This is a genomic window from Pseudomonas sp. 14P_5.3_Bac1, assembly GCF_025466135.1.
Lineage (GTDB): Bacteria > Pseudomonadota > Gammaproteobacteria > Pseudomonadales > Pseudomonadaceae > Aquipseudomonas.
This window is the reverse complement of the sequence record NZ_JANLOF010000082.1, coordinates 15,346-33,869: the sequence shown is the minus strand read 5'-3', so window position 1 is coordinate 33,869 and position 18,524 is coordinate 15,346. Positions and strand designations below refer to the sequence as shown.

Annotated in this window: 13 protein-coding genes and 2 pseudogenes; 6 read left to right on the top strand and 9 right to left on the bottom strand. The window is 61.5% G+C overall.

Annotated features, from left to right (window positions below; all coding sequences use genetic code 11):
* Nucleotides 1-9 precede the first annotated feature (9 nt).
* Nucleotides 10-894 (top strand): LysR family transcriptional regulator, encoded by an 885-nt coding sequence (locus NTD89_RS23725; protein ID WP_262210003.1) that lies wholly within the window; start codon nt 10-12, stop codon nt 892-894.
* A gap of 3 nt (nt 895-897) precedes the next feature.
* Here NTD89_RS23725 and NTD89_RS23720 read toward each other — a convergent pair whose 3' ends face one another.
* The 4 genes and pseudogenes from NTD89_RS23720 to NTD89_RS23710 all read right to left on the bottom strand — a co-directional run bounded on the left by NTD89_RS23720 (nt 898) and on the right by NTD89_RS23710 (nt 3,288).
* Nucleotides 898-1,473, bottom strand: coding sequence for a flavin reductase family protein (locus tag NTD89_RS23720; protein ID WP_145165507.1), 576 nt, complete (start codon nt 1,471-1,473; stop codon nt 898-900).
* A 60-nt stretch (nt 1,474-1,533) separates the two neighbouring features.
* Nucleotides 1,534-1,965, bottom strand: a pseudogene (locus NTD89_RS29605) (methyl-accepting chemotaxis protein); the annotation flags it as partial.
* Between the two features lie 108 nt (nt 1,966-2,073).
* Nucleotides 2,074-2,760, bottom strand: a pseudogene (locus NTD89_RS29600) (PAS domain-containing protein); the annotation flags it as partial.
* A gap of 195 nt (nt 2,761-2,955) precedes the next feature.
* Entirely contained in the window at nt 2,956-3,288 is a 333-nt protein-coding gene (locus tag NTD89_RS23710; protein ID WP_145165503.1) for a DUF2790 domain-containing protein, read from the bottom strand.
* A gap of 225 nt (nt 3,289-3,513) precedes the next feature.
* On the opposite strand from NTD89_RS23710, the gene NTD89_RS23705 reads away from it, so the two are divergent.
* The 3 genes from NTD89_RS23705 (at nt 3,514) to NTD89_RS23695 (ending at nt 7,240) form a co-directional block, all read left to right on the top strand.
* Complete coding sequence (locus NTD89_RS23705) at nt 3,514-4,833, top strand: OprD family porin (protein WP_262209997.1); 1,320 nt, start codon at nt 3,514-3,516, stop codon at nt 4,831-4,833.
* A gap of 356 nt (nt 4,834-5,189) precedes the next feature.
* A complete protein-coding gene (locus NTD89_RS23700; RefSeq protein WP_119736387.1) occupies nt 5,190-5,864 on the top strand; it encodes a response regulator transcription factor PcoR in 675 nt (224 codons plus the stop codon).
* Entirely contained in the window at nt 5,861-7,240 is a 1,380-nt protein-coding gene (locus tag NTD89_RS23695; RefSeq protein WP_262209995.1) for a heavy metal sensor histidine kinase, read from the top strand. The genes NTD89_RS23700 and NTD89_RS23695 overlap by 4 nt, the downstream gene beginning before the upstream one ends.
* 252 nt (nt 7,241-7,492) lie before the next feature.
* Here the strand turns inward: NTD89_RS23695 and NTD89_RS23690 are convergent, their stop codons facing one another.
* From NTD89_RS23690 to NTD89_RS23675, 4 genes are all read right to left on the bottom strand, one after another.
* The gene (locus tag NTD89_RS23690) at nt 7,493-10,627 is read right to left on the bottom strand and encodes a CusA/CzcA family heavy metal efflux RND transporter (protein WP_262209993.1); all 3,135 of its coding nucleotides are present in this window, start codon (nt 10,625-10,627) and stop codon (nt 7,493-7,495) included.
* An 18-nt stretch (nt 10,628-10,645) separates the two neighbouring features.
* Nucleotides 10,646-11,755, bottom strand: a complete 1,110-nt coding sequence (locus NTD89_RS23685) for an efflux RND transporter periplasmic adaptor subunit (protein ID WP_262209991.1) — start codon at nt 11,753-11,755, stop codon at nt 10,646-10,648.
* 18 nt (nt 11,756-11,773) lie between these two features.
* Nucleotides 11,774-12,994, bottom strand: coding sequence for a TolC family protein (locus NTD89_RS23680; RefSeq protein WP_262209990.1), 1,221 nt, complete (start codon nt 12,992-12,994; stop codon nt 11,774-11,776).
* A gap of 110 nt (nt 12,995-13,104) precedes the next feature.
* Complete coding sequence (locus NTD89_RS23675) at nt 13,105-14,010, bottom strand: cation diffusion facilitator family transporter (protein WP_106578516.1); 906 nt, start codon at nt 14,008-14,010, stop codon at nt 13,105-13,107.
* A 216-nt stretch (nt 14,011-14,226) separates the two neighbouring features.
* Between NTD89_RS23675 and NTD89_RS23670 the strand changes: the two genes are divergently transcribed.
* Nucleotides 14,227-15,597: a gluconate:H+ symporter gene (locus NTD89_RS23670; RefSeq protein WP_106578515.1), complete on the top strand. Its 1,371-nt coding sequence runs from the start codon at nt 14,227-14,229 to the stop codon at nt 15,595-15,597.
* A gap of 3 nt (nt 15,598-15,600) precedes the next feature.
* Here the strand turns inward: NTD89_RS23670 and NTD89_RS23665 are convergent, their stop codons facing one another.
* Nucleotides 15,601-16,890, bottom strand: a complete 1,290-nt coding sequence (locus tag NTD89_RS23665; RefSeq protein WP_262209988.1) for an MFS transporter — start codon at nt 16,888-16,890, stop codon at nt 15,601-15,603.
* A gap of 185 nt (nt 16,891-17,075) precedes the next feature.
* On the opposite strand from NTD89_RS23665, the gene NTD89_RS23660 reads away from it, so the two are divergent.
* A complete protein-coding gene (locus tag NTD89_RS23660) occupies nt 17,076-18,494 on the top strand; it encodes a short-chain fatty acid transporter (RefSeq protein ID WP_262209987.1) in 1,419 nt (472 codons plus the stop codon).
* Nucleotides 18,495-18,524: the final 30 nt, after the last annotated feature.

The window sequence follows — 18,524 nt, the reverse complement described above, 5'->3', positions numbered from 1 at the left end:
ACTTTAATCATGGATCTGAACGCCGTTCGACTTTTGGTCCGCGTGGCCGAAACGCGCAGTTTTACCCGCGCGGCCGGGGAATTGGGGCTGACGCAGTCCGGGCTATCCCGCGCAATCTCGCGCCTGGAAAGCCAGCTGGGCGTGCGCTTGCTGCAACGCAACACGCGCAGCGTGAGCCTCACGCCCGACGGTCAGATGCTGTACGAGCGCAGCGCGCCGTTACTGGCAGAACTGGCTGAAACCGAAAAGCTGATGCTCGACCGGCGCAGCAGCCCGTCCGGCCTGTTGAAAATCAGCACACCGTCGTTGTTCGGTCGCAAGGTGGTGATGCCGGTGATCGGCGAACTGACATTGCGCTATCCCCAATTGCGCATCGAAGCGGTGATGACTGACCGCCTGGTGGATATCGTCGACGAAGGTTTCGACGCATTGCTGCGCACGGGCGAAATCCAGGATCAACGCCTGATCGCCCGTGCCCTGCCGCCGTTGCGCTGGGTCACGGTGGCCTCGCCCGCTTATCTGGCGCGTTGGGGCACGCCGCAAACGGTGGAAGAACTCGAGGACCACAGCTGCCTCACTGTGCGTAACTTGCGCAGCGGGCGCATGGTCGATTGGCAATTCATGAAGGAGGGCAAAGTGCAGGACGTGAGCGTCGAAGGGCGGCTTATTTTCGACATTGGCGATGCGCTGGTAGACGGCGCGGTGGGTGGTTTCGGCATCGCCCAGGTGATGGATTTTGCGGTGCGAGACGACGTGGCCGCCGGGCGCCTGGTGCCGTTGCTGGAAGACGTTGCCGGGCGCAGTCGCGCGATCTCACTGGTCTATCCGCCGTCCCGGCAGTATTCGCCCAAGCTGATGGCGTTTGCCGAAGCACTGGCAAACGCCCGCTGGTAAGGCCTACAGCTGGCGCCCGACCACCGGCTCGCCGATGCTCAGGAAATTCCCGCCCGCGATATGGTGCAAGGTGCGCAATTCGTCATGGCCTTCGAAGTGCCAGTGCCCGTCGCTGAACACGCGCGCGTCGGCATAGGCCGCGACGACTTCGCCGAGGAATAAATCGTAGGTCTGTTGGTTGTGAGGCTCGGGCAGCAGGCGGCATTCCAGCCACGCTACGCAACCGTCCAGCAGCGGCGCTTCGGTGTGTTCACCGTTGAATGTCTGCAAGCCATAGGTGGCGAATTTGTCGGTGTCTGCGCCCGTGGTGTTGCCGACCGTCTGCACCAGATCGGCCTGGGCCACACAAGGCACCTGCAGCACAAAGGTGCCGGCGGCTTCCAGCAGTTGGCGGGTCCAAGTGGCCTTGTCGAGCACCACGGCGACCTTCGGCGGTTCGAAATCAAGCGGCATGGCCCAGGCAGCGGCCATGATATTGCGCTTGCCAGCGTGGGCCGCACTCACCAATACGGTCGGCCCGTGATTGAGCAAACGGTAGGCCTTGGACAACGGTACGGGGCGACGGTGGGTAGGGCTCATGGAGGAACGGCTCTTCAAGCAAGAAAAAACCTACGATACCTCAAGCACAAGCCCTACGGGTCAGCTCGACAGCTGATTGGCAAACTGCCCGACCGCGCTCACCACCTTTTGTGCACCGTCCTGGATTTCCACAATCACCGTGCCCGCCTCGGCCGCCAGGGCCAAGCCTTGCTCGGCCTGCAAACGGCCCTCGTTCATCACGGACACCGCATCGCGGGCCATGTCCTGGTTCTGACGCACCACGCCGACAATTTCATCGGTGGCCTTGCTGGTACGCGAGGCCAATTGCCGCACTTCATCAGCCACCACCGCAAAGCCACGGCCCTGCTCGCCGGCCCGCGCCGCTTCGATAGCCGCGTTGAGCGCCAGCAAGTTGGTTTGCTCGGCGATGCCGCTGATGGTCTTGACGATGGTGCCGATCACTTGGGACTGGGCGTTGAGCGCCTCGATGCCATCACCGGCCAGCTGCATGTGCCTGGCCAGATCACGCATGACATCCACCGCCTGCGTCACGACAGTGGTGCCGCGCTGGGCACTGTGGTCGGTTTGCAGCGAGGTGCTGTAGGCGATGTTCGCGGCCTCCGCCACGGCCTGTTCCTGGTTGACCTGGTCGGTGATCACCGTGGCGAACTTGACCACTTTGTAGAGGCGGTCATTGGCGTCCAGCACCGGGTTGTAGGTCGCCTCCAGCCATACCACACGGCCATGGCTGTCGACACGTTTGAAGCGCGCCGCAACAAACTCACCGGCGTTCAAACGCTTCCAGAAATCCTGATACTCGGCGCTGTTGTATTCCTCCGGCTCGCAGAACATACGGTGATGTTTGCCCTGGATCTGCGCCAGGCTGTAGCCCATGCCACCGAGGAACCGGTCGTTCGCGGTCAGCACATGGCCGCCGAGGTCGAACTCGATCACCGCAGTGGAACGCACCAGCGCGGTGATCAAGTTCTCATGCTCGCGTGACCCTTCGATGGTGCGGGTGAGGTCGCTGGAGTAAATCGAAAAATGCTTGAGCCGCCCGTCAGAACTGCGCACGGGCTGCAGGATCGAGCGCAACCAGGCCTCTTTGCCATTGCCACGCATCAGGCGCACGGTGCCGGCGAAGTGTTCGCCGCGCACCAGGGCATTGTGAAAACGCTGCTGGAATTCGTCCTGGCGCAGGTGCGCAGGCACCAGTTCTTCCATGTGCCGCCCCACGATGTTGGAGGCCTGGTACGACAGCTCTTGCAGGAAGTTGGCATTCGCCCACTCCACCCGGCCTTTGGCGTCCAGCGTCAGGCACAGCATTTCGCTTTCCAGGCTCTCCTTGACCTGTTGCAAGCTGGACAACTCTTCGCGAAGAGCCGACAGCTCCTGCTTCAAACGGGTGTTGAACATGGGGCACCGATGGTCATTTGGGGGAGATGGATCTGACCTGCATCGGCGCTGACGAGGTTTTCTGAAGCGCTTTCTTGTGGCGTGCCCAACTGTTTTTTGGATCCATTAACTGCCGTTGTTTCGGCAAACACCCATCACCTTGTATTCCACCGTATTGAGCTTGCCGCTGGAGTCTTCATAGGTCATGCGTGAAGGCACGGCATTGCACGAACTGATCGGCGGCGTAACGTTGACGACCTTGGCAATATCCAGCGCCATGCCATAGCGATACGCCTGTACCTGGGGTGCTGGCTGGCCGTTTTTTTCCGCGTAAGCCGCCATGGCTTTTTGATTACGCTCCATCATCAGCGCAAACGTGCGGTCGCCTCCGCCTTCGGCCATCGCCCCCAGTGACAGGACTGCAGCTAATACACCCAAGCCAATTTTATAAAATGTCATTACAGGTTCCTCGGTTGATAAGTTCAGTCACGAGACTAATCAACCAACCCTGTCGCCATGTTCACCAAAACATTACTTATCTGTTAGATCGCCGTGAGCTTCCAGAATTGTAATGTTCGCGCCACCTGACCGTTATCCCCTGTTTGCAACTATCAGCCCGGGCCAGATCAATAAAAACGCCCCTACCTATAAGAAGCTGAAACTGCCAACACCCAGGAGCGAAACATGAATATTGCTTACTACACCCTTCCCTTTTCATTGATTGCCGCACTGCCTCTGGCAGCCGTGGCGGTGGAAGACACGCCCGAAGGTTTTATCCAAGGCAGCAACGTAACCGTGCTGGCGCGCAACTTTTACTTCAATCGCGATGACCGCAAGGGCCAGTCCAGCCCGACCGGCAATGGCTATTCCGAAGCCTGGGCGCAGGGTTTGATCGGCAAATTCGAATCCGGTTTTACCCAAGGCACCGTAGGCTTTGGCCTGGATGCGTTTGCCATGTACGGCCTGAAACTCGACTCGGGCACCGGTCGCAGCGGCGGCAAGGGTTCGTTCGGCGTGCTGCCGGTGGACAGCGACAATCACCCCGAAGGCAGCTACAGCAAAGTCGGCGGCGCGGCGAAATTGCGCGTGCTGGACACGGTTATCAAGGCCGGCGATGTGTTCCCGCTCACGCCGGTGGTGGCCTACGGCGATTCGCGGTTGTTGCCGGAAAGCTTTCGCGGCGTCACCGCGCAGAACACCAGCCTTGAGGGCTTGAGCCTGCAAGGCGGACGCCTGAGCGGCATGAGCCAGCCAAGCGAAAGCGGGATGAACAAGGGCTTTGCGACCTTTTACGCGGGCAAGGTCGACTCACCCTGGATCGGCTATTTCGGCGCAGAGTACGCCGTCAACAAACACCTGAACGTGAGCCTCTACAGCAGCCGCCTGAAGGACGCCTGGGACCAGTACTACGTCGGCAGTGCCGCCAGTTACCCACTGACCGACGACGTGTCGTTATTCGGCGATTTCAACTATTACAAGGCCGTGGACGAAGGCAAAAAGCTGCTGGGCAAATTCGACAACAACATCTGGAGTGCCAGGCTCGGGTTAAAGGTCGGGGCCCACAGCGTGGCCCTCTCGCACCAGCGCAACAACGGCGATGACGACTTCGATTACTTGCGCCAATCGGACTCGATTTTCCTCAATAACTCGATCCAGTACAGCGACTTCAATTCGCCCAGGGAGCGTTCGTGGATGGCCCGTTACGACCTCGACATGCAGGCGTTCGGTATACCTGGCCTGTCGTTCATGACCCGTTATGCCAAGGGCACCGGCGCCGATTACAGCCACGCCAACGCGGTGTACATGCGCCGCGATGCAACCGGCAACCCGCTGACCGATCAACGCCGCTGGGAGCGGGATGTCGAGGCCAAGTACGTGGTGCAAAGTGGCAGCCTGAAGGATTTGTCATTGCGCTTGCGCCAGGCCACCGTGCGCTCCAGTGCGTTTGAGTCGGACCTGGAAGAAGTTCGCCTGATTGCGGAATACCCATTGGTCGCACTTTGAACAATTGCCAAACCGAGCGCTTACATCCGTTCGCGCTTGACTAACATCTGTTCACAAATTGCTATCTATCAAAACTGTAACATTGGCCCCAGCTTCCCGTTAAGTTGAACTTCCTATACTCGCTTCAACTTGTCAGCACCGAGCAACATTCGTCTCTGAAGCTTTTTTTAGCTCCTTTGGAAAGAGATGATTTTTTAACGCCCCTCTGGGGCGTTTTTTTTGGGCGCAGGCTTGGTCGCGACCCATTGCCGCAGTTGACCCTGAAGCTGCTTCACACTTCAGAATTTTCCTACTCACAACACACCTGATTCCATAGGGAAATGGAACCCTTCTCTTTCAGTAAAAGGTAAATCCCCATGCGTATCCTTGTGGTTGAGGACGAGCAAAAAACCGCTGACTACCTGCAGCAAGGCCTGAATGAAAGTGGCTACGTCGTGGACTGCGCGTCCAATGGCATTGATGGCCTGCACCTGGCTGAGCAGCACGCCTATGAGTTGGTGATTCTTGACGTCAACCTGCCGGGCAAGGATGGCTGGGAAGTGCTGGAGCAATTGCGTCGCAACGGCACCCAGCGCGTGATGATGCTGACCGCCCGCGGCCGGCTGGCCGACAAGATCAAGGGCCTGGACATGGGCGCCGATGATTACCTGGTCAAACCCTTCGAGTTTCCCGAATTGCTGGCGCGGGTACGCACCCTGCTGCGGCGCAGCGAGCACATCCCACAGCCGGAAGTGTTCAGCGTGTCGGACCTGGAACTGGACCCGCGCCGCCATCGCGCGTACCGCGGCACACGGCGCATTGACTTGACCACCAAGGAGTTCGCACTGCTGCAGGTGCTGATGCGCCAGACCGGTGAAGTGCTGACCCGCACGCAGATCATTTCGCTGGTGTGGGACATGAATTTCGACTGTGACACCAACGTCGTGGAAGTTTCCATCAGCCGCCTGCGGGCCAAGGTGGACGATCAGAGCGAGGTCAAGCTGATCCACACCATTCGCGGCGTGGGTTACGTGCTGGAAGCACGGCCATGAAAACCGGCAGCTTGTCGATGCGCCTGGGGTTGACGGTCAGCCTCATGGGCGCAGGCCTGGTGCTGTTGCTGGCGACGTTGGCGTACCTGGCCCTGACCCACGAACTGGAAAAACTGGCGCGCAAAGGCCTAGAAAGCAAGATGGAACAGATCCAGCACAGCCTGTCTCAAGGCCTCGACGCCCACGCCATCCGGGCACGTCCGCATTCGCTGATGGACCTGGTGATCGGCCATGACAATTTTTACCTCACTATCATCGGCACCGCGCCCGATGAAACGGTGCTGCTGAGCATCGGTGCCAAGCCTCAGGAGCCGCTGCTGACAAACTTCACACCGCGAGAAACGCTCGGCTACCTCAATTGGGCCGACAGCAATGGCAACCAGGTGCTCAGCGCCTCCAGCCTGATGCGCCTGGCCAGTGGCGAACGCGTACGCGTGCTGTTGTCGCTGGACCGCAGGGACGATCAGGCGCTGCTCAGTGCCTACCTGCGCGCCACCGTGATCGCCTTGCCCATGTTGTTGATACTGATCGGCATGGGGGCCTGGTGGCCGGTGCAGCGCGGGCTGGCGCCGCTTAAGCAGTTCAGCCATGTGGCGGCCAAAGTCACCACCCAGGACCTGACTCATCGCTTGTCCGTCGACAACCTGCCCAAGGAGCTGGGCGAGTTGGCGCAAGGCTTCAATGTGATGCTCAACCGCCTGGACGCCGGGGTGCAGCAACTCTCGCAATTCTCCGACGACCTTGCTCACGAATTGCGTGCACCGCTGACCAACTTGATGGGCAAAGCCCAGCTCACGTTGTCGCGCCAACGCCCACCGGACGAATACAAAGCAGTGCTGGAATCCAACACCGAAGAGCTGGAGCGCCTGGCACGCATCGTTTCCGACATGTTGTTTCTGGCCCAGGTCAGCCACCCGGCAGCGCGAGCTTCGTTTACCGCAGTATCGCTGGCGGACGAAGCCCATCGGGTCATGGATTTATTCGCCCTGAGCGCCGAAGACAAACAACTGACCCTCAGTGGCGAGGCCCAGGTGCACGGCGATCGCCTGATGATTCAACGCGCCCTCTCCAACCTGCTGTCCAATGCAATCCGCCATAGCCCGGCGGGCGCGCATATCGCGTTGCGGGTGGAGGCTTACGGCAACAGCGTGTCGTTGTCTGTCAGCAACCCAGGCCCGGGGATTGAAGTGCACCACCTGCCGCACCTGTTCGAACGGTTCTACCGTGTCGACAGCAGCCGCGCGCGCACGGAGGGCGGCACCGGCCTGGGACTGGCCATCGTGCGATCGATCATGACCCTGCACCAGGGGCAAACCGACGTGCGCAGTTCGCCCGGCGCTTTCACCGTGTTTCGCCTGGTGTTTCCTCGGGTGTAAGCCCCTTGAGGGTGAGCCTGCTTGTTGTGCCAAGCGCACTTGTTGTGGCAGCGGCGTTGTTGTGGCAGCGGGCCTGTTGTGGCGAGCGGGCTTGCCCCGCGTTGGGCTGCGCAGCAGCCCCATCAAGGCCACCTCGGTATCCCCGATATACCGTGGCGAAAGATTTGGGGCGGCTTCGCCACCCAACGCGGGGCAAGCCCGCTCGCCACAACAGGCCCGCTCGCCACAGTAAGCGGGCTCACCCCACCCGCGTCATTCCTCCTTGCGGTGCGCCCACTGATACAACGCCGGCAGCACCAGCAAGGTCAGCAACGTAGAGGAAATAATCCCGCCGATCACCACCGTCGCCAACGGGCGCTGCACCTCGGCGCCGGTGCCGGTGGCCAAGGCCATGGGGATAAACCCCAGCGACGCCACCAGCGCAGTCATCAACACCGGGCGTAAACGTGTGAGCGCCCCTTCGTGGATCGCCACCGACAGTGAACGCCCCTCCTCGCGCAGGTTGCGGATGAAGGCAATCATCACCAGCCCGTTAAGCACTGCCACACCGGACAACGCAATAAACCCCACCCCCGCCGAGATCGACAATGGAATATCGCGCAGCCACAGCGCCATGATCCCACCGGTCAACGCGAACGGAATCCCGGTAAACACCAGCAAGCCATCCTTGAGGTTGTTGAACATCATGAACAACAGCCCGAACACCAGCAGCAACGCCACCGGCACCACGATACGCAAGCGCTCGGAGGCCTCCTTCAGCTGTTCGAACTGGCCGCCCCAGGTGGTCCAGTAACCCGCCGGGACCTTCACCTGAGTGCTGATGGCAGACTCGGCCTGTTCGACGAACGAACCGATATCACGCCCGCGCACGTTGGCGCTGACAATCACCAGGCGCTTGCCGTTCTCGCGGCTGATCTGGTTCGGGCCCAGTACCAGGCCCAGGCTGGCGACCTGGGACAAGGCAATAAAACCCAACTGGCCCGAGGCGTTGCTGGCCAGCGCCGGCACCGGGATCAACAGCCGCGACAAGCCCTCGATATCGGTGCGCAGCGCATCGGATAAACGCACGACCATGTCGAAGCGGCGGTCACCTTCGTACAGCGTGCCGGCCTGGCGTCCACCCACGGCGACAGCGATGGTGTCCTGCACGTCGCCCACGTTCAGGCCAAACCGCGCGGCCTTGTCGCGATCAATATTGATGGTCAGTACCGGCAAGCCAGAGGTCTGCTCCACCTTCACTTCCGAGGCGCCATCAAGCGTTTGCAAGGTCTCGGCGATCTCTGCGGCGGTCTTGTTGAGCACTGCCATGTCGTCGCCAAATACCTTCACCGCCACGTCACTGCGCACCCCGGAAATCAACTCGTTGAAGCGCAGTTGGATCGGCTGCGACAGTTCATACGCACTGCCCGGCACAATCGCACTGGCGCGCTGGATATCTTCGATCAGCGCCTCGCGGGATTTCGCTGGATCAGGCCACTGGTCCTTGGGCTTGAGCATCACATAGCTGTCGGAAATATTCGGTGGCATCGGGTCGGAAGCGATTTCCGCGGTACCGGTGCGCGCAAAGACTCGCTCGATTTCCGGCACCTGGGCCATCAAGGTTTTCTCCAGCTGCTGCTGCATCTGCACCGATTGCGTCAGGCTGGTACCAGGCACACGCAGAGCCTGTTGAGCGAAGTCGCCCTCACTGAGGCTGGGGATAAATTCGCTGCCCATGCGGCTGGCCACCACGCCCGAAGCGACGATGGTCAGCACCGCCAGGCCAAACACCAGCGGGCGGCGCGTCATGACCCAATCCAGCACCGGCGCATAGGCCCGACGCGCCGTGCGCATCACCAGGTTTTCCTCTTCCTTGACCTTGCCGGTGACAAACAGCGCAATCGCGGCCGGCACAAAGGTCACCGACAGAATCATCGCGCCGAGCAAAGCGATGACCACGGTGAACGCCATGGGGTGGAACATCTTCCCGGCCACTCCGGTGAGGGCGAAGATCGGCAGGTACACCACCATGATGATCAGTTGCCCGAAGATCAGTGCGCGCCGCGCTTGCTTGGCCGCAGCGAACACCTCATGCAGGCGCTCGCTGCGGGTGAGCAAGCGGCCATGGCGCTGCTGCGCATGGGCCAGCCGGCGAATGGCGTTTTCGACGATCACCACCGCGCCGTCGACAATAATCCCGAAGTCCAGCGCGCCAAGGCTCATCAGGTTGGCACTGACTTTGTTGGTAAACATGCCGGTAAAGGTGAACAGCATCGCCAGCGGAATCACCATCGCGGTGATCAACGCCGCGCGGATATTACCCAGGAACAGAAACAGCACCGCGACCACCAGCAGCGCACCTTCGAAGAGGTTTTTCTTCACGGTGGCGATGGCTTTTTCGACCAGGTTGGTGCGGTCATAAACGGTAACGGCGACCACGCCCTGGGGCAGCGAACGGTTGATCTCTTCGAGTTTTTTCGCCACCGCCTGGGACACGGTGCGGCTGTTTTCACCGATCAGCATGAACACCGTGCCCAGCACCACTTCACGGCCATTTTCCGTGGCGGCGCCGGTGCGCAGCTCACGGCCGATGTCGACTTGCGCCACATTGCGCACGCGGATCGGCGTGCCGTCCGACGTGGTGATCACAATGTTGGCAATGTCATCGATCGACGCCACTTGCCCCGGTGCGCGAATCAACAGCTGCTCGCCGCTGCGCTCGATGTAACCGGCGCCAACGTTGGCGTTGTTGCGCTCAAGCGCGGTGACCAAATCGGTCAGCGTCAGGTTGTAGGCCGCCAAGCGTTTTGGGTCCGGGGCGATCTGGTATTCCTTGGCAAAGCCGCCGATGGTGTTGATCTCGGCCACGCCCGGCACGTTGCGCAGCTGTGGCTTGATGATCCAGTCCTGGATCACGCGCAGGTCGGTCGGCGAGTAAGGCGTGCCGTCTTCCTTGAGCGCGCCGTCTTCGGCTTCGACGGTCCACAGGAAAATTTCCCCGAGGCCAGTGGAAATCGGCCCCATCGCGGTTTCGATGCCGTTGGGCAATTGCTCGCGGGCCACCTGCAGGCGCTCGTTGACCAATTGGCGGGCGAAGAACAGGTCAGTGCCGTCTTTGAAGATCACCGTGACCTGGGACAGGCCGGAGCGCGACAACGAACGCGTCTGCTGCAAACCCGGCAGGCCGGCCATGGCGGTTTCGATGGGAAAGGTAATGCGCTGCTCGGTTTCCAACGGCGAAAAGCCGGCCGCCGCCGAGTTGATCTGCACCTGCACATTGGTGATGTCGGGCACCGCGTCGATGGGCAACTTCTGATAACTGGCGATGCCGACACCGGCCATCAACAGCACCGCCAGCAACACGATGATGCGCTGCTCGATGGCGAATTGGATAAGGCGCTCAAACATGGGGAATCACTCGCAGGATCAATGGGCGTGCTCGGCCGAGCCTTTACCCAGTTCGGACTTGAGGATGAAGCTGCCTTCGGTCGCTACTTGCGCGCCGGCTTCAAGGCCCTGGCGCACTTCGACGTAGCCGTTTTCACTCACGCCCAGTTCGAGGTGGCGGGTGATGAAACCGTCCGCCGTGCGCACGAATACCGAGGGTTTGTCCTCGACCGTCTGGATGGCGGTTTGCGGCACGGTGACCTTGGCCTGGTAGGTGTCGGTGGCCAGTTGCACAGTCACAAACAACCCTGGGCGCCAGGCATCGTCAGGGTTGGGCACGGTCACGCGCACGGTAGCGGTGCGCGTCTGCTCGCCGAGCAGGTTGCCGACATAGGCCACCGTGCCTTGAACTTCAGTGCCCATTTCCGAGGAGCTGACCTTCACCGGTTTACCGACGCGCACCTTGTTCAGGTCCTTGGGAAACACGCCGAAGGTGACCCACACCTGGGACAAATCCGAGAGCGTGAAGGCGTTGCTGGTTTCGCCGACCACTTCGCCCACGCCCAGGTGTTTTTCCACCACCACACCGGCGAATGGCGCGCGCAGCTCGTAGCGATTACCGCCCGTCAGTACGGCGCTGCCGCTGAGTGCCGTCATCTTCTGACGCGCGTTGGTCAGCGCGATTTCCGCTTCCTGCAAGGTCTGGCGCGCCAGCAGGTAGTCCTGCTCGGCGGAGATTTCGTCCTTCCACAGCTGGCGCTCGCGCTCAAAGGTGGTGCGCGCCAGCTCGACGCGTCGCTCGCTGGCGGCCAACTCGCTGCGCTGGTCGGAAATCTGCTGGCTGGCGATCACGGCCAACAACTCGCCCTTTTTCACCGACTGGCCAAGGTTGACCTTCACCGCCTCCACCACACCGGCCGCACGCGGCACGATGTGTGAGGTCCGGTCCTCGTCGAAACGCACTTCTCCCGGCAGCGTCAGCAGCGTGCTGATCGCGCGCGGTTGGGCTTGGGCGAGCTGAATACCGGCCGCCTGGATCTGCTGCTCGGTGAGTTCAAGTTTGCCTTCTTCTTCCTCTTCGGCCCGTGTAAAACCAGACAGCATCAGGCCCAGAGCGACGGCGAGCGCCACACCGTGTTTATGCTTCATAAAAGACTCCAGAAAAAATCAAAACCGGGCGAGGTCGCCGTAAATCCGTTCGATGCGCACCCAGGCGTCGGTCGCCTGAGCGGTCGCCACCAGGTATTGGGTGCGGGCTGCGATCAAGGTGCGCTGGGCGTCGAGCACGTCGAGGAAGTTGAACTTGCCCATCTCGAAGCCACGGGTGGCGCTGTCCACCGCGCTCTGGGCGGCGGGCAGGATGTGTTGGTTGAACGCGCGCACTTCGGTATCGGCGGTTTGCCACAGGTCCAGGGCCTGGCGGGTTTCGGTGCGCAGGCGCAGTTCGACCGCGTTGCGCAAATCGCGGGCCTGATCGGCACGGCGGCTGGCGGCGAGCACATTGCCCTGATTGCGGTTGAACAGCGGGATCGGCATCGACACGCCCACCAGGTTCACGCGTTCACGCACGCTGGCGTCGTACTGGCTGCCGATGGACACATCGAGGTCGGGAATCCGCTGGGCCTTTTCCAGGCCTACGCTGGCTTCGCTTTGAATAATGTGCAGGTCGGCCAGGCGCAGTTCGGTGGTTTGCTCAAGCCGCGCGAGCAATTGCGCGGCGGCCGGCAAGGGCGGTGCGGATTGGCTTTGCGCGGCCACGTGCTGGAAGTCAGGCGTGGCGCTGCCGGTGCTGGCGGCAAGGCGCCGATAGGCATCGCTGAGGCCGATTTGCGCGCGGTTCAATTCCAGCCGGATCTGCGACACCTGCACCTGCGCGCGCGTGGTTTCCACCGGCGATGACTTGCCGGCGGTGACGCGACCTTTGGCGACCACCAGGCCACGCTCGGCCAGCGCCATTGAACGTTGCGCCAAGTCGAGGCGCTGCTGAGCACGCAAAGCACTGTAGTAACTGTCGATTACGTCGGCGCGCAGGCCATTGCGACGCTGCTCCAGCGTCAGCGCGGCGGCGTCCTGGGCGCGCGTCGCGACGTCAATGCGTGCACCACGTTTGCCGCCCAGTTCCAGGGTCTGGCTGAGTTTGAGGGTAGTAGTGCGCGTGTTGCGGCGGGTGTCTTCGGCATCCCAGGACGCCACCGGGTTGGGGATCAAGCCGGCCTGCTGGCGACCGCCCTGGGCAATGTCGATGTCCCACTGCGCAGCGGCCAGGTCAGGGTTGTTGGCGAAGGCGGCTTGCAGGGCTGCATCCAGAGTGAGGGTTTGCGCCTGGGCAGCGCCTGCGGCCACCCACAGCGCTGCTGCCCCCAAAAATGTTCTAACGGAAAGTGCCATAACGAAAGTTCCACGCCCATGAAGTCGCTGAGATTTCCCAGCGGGGGGCAATGTAGCTTTCGGTACTTATCAGGGCCGTGGGCGCAACATTACAAATCCGTTAGCCGGGCTCAGGCATGCACCTCGTCATGTTCGTCGTGCACAAAACCCTCGCCTTCCACCTGAATCGTGGCGTGGGAAATATCGAATTGTTCGTGCAGCAATTCCGTCACCTGGCTAAGGATTTTTTGTTCCGTGTTCAGCGCAGCATCCGCCACCAAGTGCGTGCTCAGCACATTTTTGCCACTGGTCAGGGCCCAGATATGCAGGTCGTGCACGTCCTTTACCCCCGGCACACCCCGAATGGCCTGCTCGACCTGATCGATATCGATGCCGTCCGGCACGCCTTGCAGCAGCACGTTCATGCTTTCCTTGAGCAGGGTCCAGGTGCGCGGCAACACCCAGAAACCAATCGCCGCCGCCACCACCGAGTCAACCCAGCCCCACCCGGTGAACATGATCACCACCGCCGCGATCATCACGCCGATGGAACCGAGCATGTCGCTCCACACCTCCAGATAAGCGCCCTTCACATTCAGGCTTTCACCACTGGCGGCACTGAGCAGTTTCATCGAGATCAGGTTGACGATCAGCCCCAAAAACGCAATCACCAGCATGCCGGTGGACTGGATCTCAGCCGGTGCCTGCAGCCGTTGATAGGCCTCATACAGAATGTAAAACGCCACGCCAAACAACAGCAGCGCATTGAACGCCGCCGCGAGGATCTCGAAACGCGCGTAGCCAAAGGTGCGTTTGCGGTCGGCCGCGCGCTTGGCGACCTGAATGGCCACCAGAGAAATCGCCAGCGCCAGGGCGTCGGTCATCATGTGCGCGGCGTCGGACAACAGCGCCAGGCTGCCGGTAATAAACGCGCCGATCACCTCAGCAATCATGAAGCTGCTGGTCAGCCCCAGGGCGATCCATAGAAGACGCTCGTGACCGGCGCGTACCTGACCGTGGTTATGTCCTGCGCTCATGAAAATTCCTCAATAGGTGGGGTTCGTTGATCATAGAGCTATAGGCCAGATCCCCGCGCAGGGGTTGCAAATTTGTCATCCGCGCGACAGCTCGCCGTTATATCGCGCGCACCAAAATCGCACATGGACGCGCTGCAACAGTTCTATCAGGTATGCTTTTCGAGCAGGAAACAAAAAGAAACAAATTAGCCAACCTGTTCGATAAGGAGTCCCGTTTTGGAGTTATCGACTGCCGCGTGGATGGTTCACGACACCCGTCTCATGTTCTGCGTTCTGCTGGCCATCGCCAGCATCATTGTGTTGATCAGCGCGACCAAGCTGCCGCCATTTTTATCGATTCTGATCGGCACGTTTATCGCCGGCGTCGGCGCGGGGCTGCCGCCGGAAGAAGTCGCCAAGGCCTTCAGCAAAGGCGCCGGGGCGATCCTCGGTGAGGCAGGGATCATCATTGCCCTGGGCTCGATGCTCGGTGCGTTAATGGCCGAATCCGGCGCCGCCGACCGTATCGCCACCACCTTGCTCGGGCTGGGTAAAGGCAAGTCGTTGCCTTGGGTGATGGCATTGGTGGCGATGGTGATCGGCCTGCCGCTGTTCTTCGAAGTCGGGCTGGTGATGATGGTGCCGATCATCTTTGTAATGGCCAAACGTTCGAATCAGCCGCTGCTGAAAATCGCCATTCCGGCGCTGGCGGGCATGACCACCCTGCACGCCCTGATGCCACCGCACCCGGGGCCGCTGATTGCGGTGAGCGCATTGCACGCCGACTTGGGCTTGACCATGTTGCTGGGCTTCTGCCTGGCGGTGCCGGCGGTGATTCTCGCGGGGCCGCTGTATGGCAACTGGCTGTCCAAGCGCATGCAGGTGGATGAACCGGCCGACATCGGCGCGCTGTTCAGCGCACCGCCCAAGGCACCCCGCCAGCCGAGTTTCGGGGTGTCGTTGCTGATCATTTTGTTGCCGGTGATCTTGATGCTCGGCAGCACCCTGGCCAAAGTCGCGATGGCGCCGGAAAACCCGCTGGCACTGACCTTGAAGTTCCTCGGTGAACCGCTGATTGCCCTCGGCCTGGCTGTCATCGCCGCCGTGATCTGCCTGGGCTGGGCCGCCGGCATGCCACGCGCCGAGGTCGGCAACACGCTGCGCAAAGCCCTCGCGCCCATCGCCGTGTTGCTGTTGACCATCGGCGCCGGCGGCGGCCTCAAGCAAACATTGCTGGACGCCGGCGTCAGCCAGACCATCAGTAAAGTCGCCGAAGGCGCGCACATGCCGTATTTGCTGCTGGCCTGGTTGATTGCCGTGGCCCTGCGCCAGGCCACCGGTTCGGCGACCGTCGCCACGACAACCACGGCGGGCATTCTCGCGCCAATGATGGCGGGTTTGGCGGCGACGCAGAGTTCACTGGTGGCGCTGGCGATTGGCGCCGGCTCTGTGTTCTTCTGCCACGTCAACGACGCCGGGTTCTGGATGGTGCGCGAGTACTTTGGCTTGCAGTTGAAGCAGACGATCTGGGTGTGGTCGGTGCTGCAAACTATCGTTTCCGTGGTCGGCCTGGTCGGTACGCTGTTGCTCTGGCACTTTCTGACCTGAGCCTCAGGTAACCAAGGTGTGGCGCTTGCCAAACAGCGCCACACTCGCCACCCCCACCGCGCCCATCACCACGCAATAGCCCACGCAAATCCACGGGCGCGTGGGCATCAGCGCGATCAGCAGCAACGGCGTAGTACTCGCCCACAACGCGTAGGCAATGTTGTAGGTGAAGGAAATCCCCGACACCCGCACGTGCGCTGGAAACAGGCCGACCATCACCGATGGCACCGCGCCCACCACGCCGCAACTCAAGCCCGCCACGGCGTACGCCGCGCCCAGCCAGAGGCCGCCGTTGATAAGGCTCGCGTACAGCAGCGCAATCCCCACTGGCAGCAACAGGCTGTAGACCAGCACCGCGCGCCAGGCGCCGATGCGGTCCACCAGCAGGCCGGCGAGGACGCAGCCGATATTCAGAAAAACGATGCCCAGCGCGCTCAAGGCGAAGGTGTGGCTGGGGCTCATGCCGAAGGTTTTTTGCATCAGGGTCGGGGTGATGACGACCAGCACCACCACGGCCGAGGTGAGTACGCAGGTGAGGATCATCGCCGGCAGCAACACGGCGCGATGGTCGCGCAGCACAGTGCGCAGCGGCAGTTCGGCGGCCGCCTGGCGGCGGGCCTGCATGTCGAGGAACACCGGGGTTTCACTGAGCCAGCGGCGCAGCCACACGCCGATCACGCCGAATACGCCACCGAGCAGGAACGGGAAGCGCCAGGCGTAATCGAGGATTTCGGCTGGGGTGAAGACTTGCGCCAGCAGCGTGGCAGTGAGTGCGCCCAGCAGGTAGCCGAACGTCAGGCCGGCTTGCAGGAAACCCAGCGCGTAGCCGCGGTGATGACGCGGTGCGTGCTCGGCGACGAAGGTCCAGGCGCTGGGCACTTCGCCGCCCACTGCGGCGCCTTGCAGCACGCGCAGCACCAGCAGGATCAGCGGCGCGAAATAGCCGATTTGCGCGTAGGTCGGCATGATCCCGATCAGCAGGCACGGCAGCGCCATCATCAGGATGCTCAGGCTGAACACGCGTTTGCGCCCCAGGTGATCGGCAAAGTGCGCCATCAGGATGCCGCCGAGCGGGCGCGCCAGGTAGCCGGTGACGAAGATGCCGAAGCTTTGCAGCAGGCGCAGCCACTCGGGCATTTCGGGCGGGAAAAACAGTTGGCTGAGGGTCAGCGCAAAGAATACGAAGATGATGAAATCGTAGATTTCCAGGGCGCCGCCGAGGGCGGCCAGGCCCAGGGTTTTGTAGTCGGAGCGGGAAAAACGCTGCGCCCATGGGGAGAAGGTGGCAGTCATGTGCAAGCTCGGCAGACAAACAAAATGGCGTGCAGGTTATGAGTTGAGTCCGGTGATGGCAATCACGGCAGATATATTTGTTTTACTCATGGATCGATGAAGATAACTGCATTCCCATATCAATGGCCGTAGCGGAACATGCCGTAAAACTGCCAACACCATAATAAATACAAGAGGAATGACTCGTGGCCGATGCTATCGAAGAAAGCCGCTATGCCCGATTTGCCCTGCGCTGCTCCAATTTCGCCGAGCGCTGGTTTCCGGATTCCTGGGTGTTTGCCGCCCTCGCGGTGATCATCGTCGCCGTGGCGACCCTGGGCATGGGCGCCGCACCCACCGAAGCCGCCAAAGCCTTTGGTGACGGGTTCTGGAGCCTGATCCCGTTCACCATGCAGATGGCCTTCGTGGTGATCGGCGGTTACGTGGTGGCCAGTTCGCCACCAGCGCTGAAATTGATTGACCGCCTGGCACGTATCCCCAAAAACGGCCGTTCGGCGGTGGCCTGGGTCGCATTGATTTCCATGGTCGCGTCCCTGCTCAACTGGGGCTTGTCGCTGGTGTTCGGCGGGTTGCTGGTGCGCGCACTGGCCCGCCGCACGGATTTACGCATGGATTACCGCGCAGCCGGTGCTGCGGCCTACCTGGGCCTGGGCGCGGTGTGGGCGCTGGGGCTGTCGTCGTCGGCCGCGCAGTTGCAGGCCAACCCGGCCAGCTTGCCGCCATCGATCCTGTCGATTACGGGGGTGATCCCGTTCACCGACACGATCTTCCTGTGGCAATCCGGGGTGATGTTGCTGGCGCTGATCGTGGTCTCGTTGATCATCGCCTACGCCACCGCGCCCGGCCCGAACAGCGCCCGTGATGCAAAGGCCTGTGGCGTCGACCCGGCGTTCAACCTGCCCAAGCTTCAAGCGCCCACCCGTCCGGGCGAATGGCTGGAACATAGCCCGCTGCTGACTATTCTGCTGGCGTTGCTGGCGGCCGGTTGGCTGTTCCATGAGTTTTCGACCAAGCCGGCGATCAGTGCGATTTCGGGGCTCAACACCTACAACTTCCTGTTCATCATGGTCGGCGCACTGCTGCACTGGCGCCCGCGCAGCTTCCTTGATGCGGTGGCGCGCGCCGTACCGACCACCACCGGCGTGCTGATCCAGTTTCCGCTGTATGGCTCCATCGCGGCGCTGATGACGGTGGTCAAGGGCGGCGACGGCCAAACCCTGGCGCACCATATCTCAACCTTTTTCACCTCTATTGCTTCACACGACACCTATGCGCTGTTGATGGGTGTGTACTCGGCGGTGCTGGGCTTCTTTATTCCGTCGGGCGGCGGCAAGTGGATCATCGAAGCGCCTTACGTGATGCAAGTGGCCAACGACTTGCAATACCACCTGGGCTGGGCAGTGCAGATCTACAACGCAGCCGAGGCGCTGCCGAACCTGATCAACCCGTTTTATATGCTGCCGCTGCTGGGCGTATTGGGGCTCAAGGCGCGGGATTTGATCGGCTTTTCGTTTGTGCAGTTGCTGGTGCACACGCCGCTGGTGTTGTTCCTGCTGTGGGCGTTGGGGACGACGTTGAAGTATTTGCCGCCCGTCATGCCCTAACACGGTCAGGGTGGAAGCGGGCTTGCTCGC

Excerpts from the sequence above, each read along its gene's own strand:
- NTD89_RS23710 (WP_145165503.1), bottom strand. The coding sequence starts at position 3,288 with ATGACATTTTATAAAATTGGCTTGGGTGTATTAGCTGCAGTCCTGTCA.
- NTD89_RS23675 (WP_106578516.1), bottom strand. The coding sequence starts at position 14,010 with ATGAGCGCAGGACATAACCACGGTCAGGTACGCGCCGGTCACGAGCGT.
- NTD89_RS23720 (WP_145165507.1), bottom strand. The coding sequence starts at position 1,473 with ATGAGCCCTACCCACCGTCGCCCCGTACCGTTGTCCAAGGCCTACCGT.
- NTD89_RS23690 (WP_262209993.1), bottom strand. The coding sequence starts at position 10,627 with ATGTTTGAGCGCCTTATCCAATTCGCCATCGAGCAGCGCATCATCGTG.
- NTD89_RS23700 (WP_119736387.1), top strand. The coding sequence starts at position 5,190 with ATGCGTATCCTTGTGGTTGAGGACGAGCAAAAAACCGCTGACTACCTG.
- NTD89_RS23725 (WP_262210003.1), top strand. The coding sequence starts at position 10 with ATGGATCTGAACGCCGTTCGACTTTTGGTCCGCGTGGCCGAAACGCGC.
- NTD89_RS23665 (WP_262209988.1), bottom strand. The coding sequence starts at position 16,890 with ATGACTGCCACCTTCTCCCCATGGGCGCAGCGTTTTTCCCGCTCCGAC.
- NTD89_RS23685 (WP_262209991.1), bottom strand. The coding sequence starts at position 11,755 with ATGAAGCATAAACACGGTGTGGCGCTCGCCGTCGCTCTGGGCCTGATG.
- NTD89_RS23680 (WP_262209990.1), bottom strand. The coding sequence starts at position 12,994 with ATGGCACTTTCCGTTAGAACATTTTTGGGGGCAGCAGCGCTGTGGGTG.
- NTD89_RS23705 (WP_262209997.1), top strand. The coding sequence starts at position 3,514 with ATGAATATTGCTTACTACACCCTTCCCTTTTCATTGATTGCCGCACTG.
- NTD89_RS23695 (WP_262209995.1), top strand. The coding sequence starts at position 5,861 with ATGAAAACCGGCAGCTTGTCGATGCGCCTGGGGTTGACGGTCAGCCTC.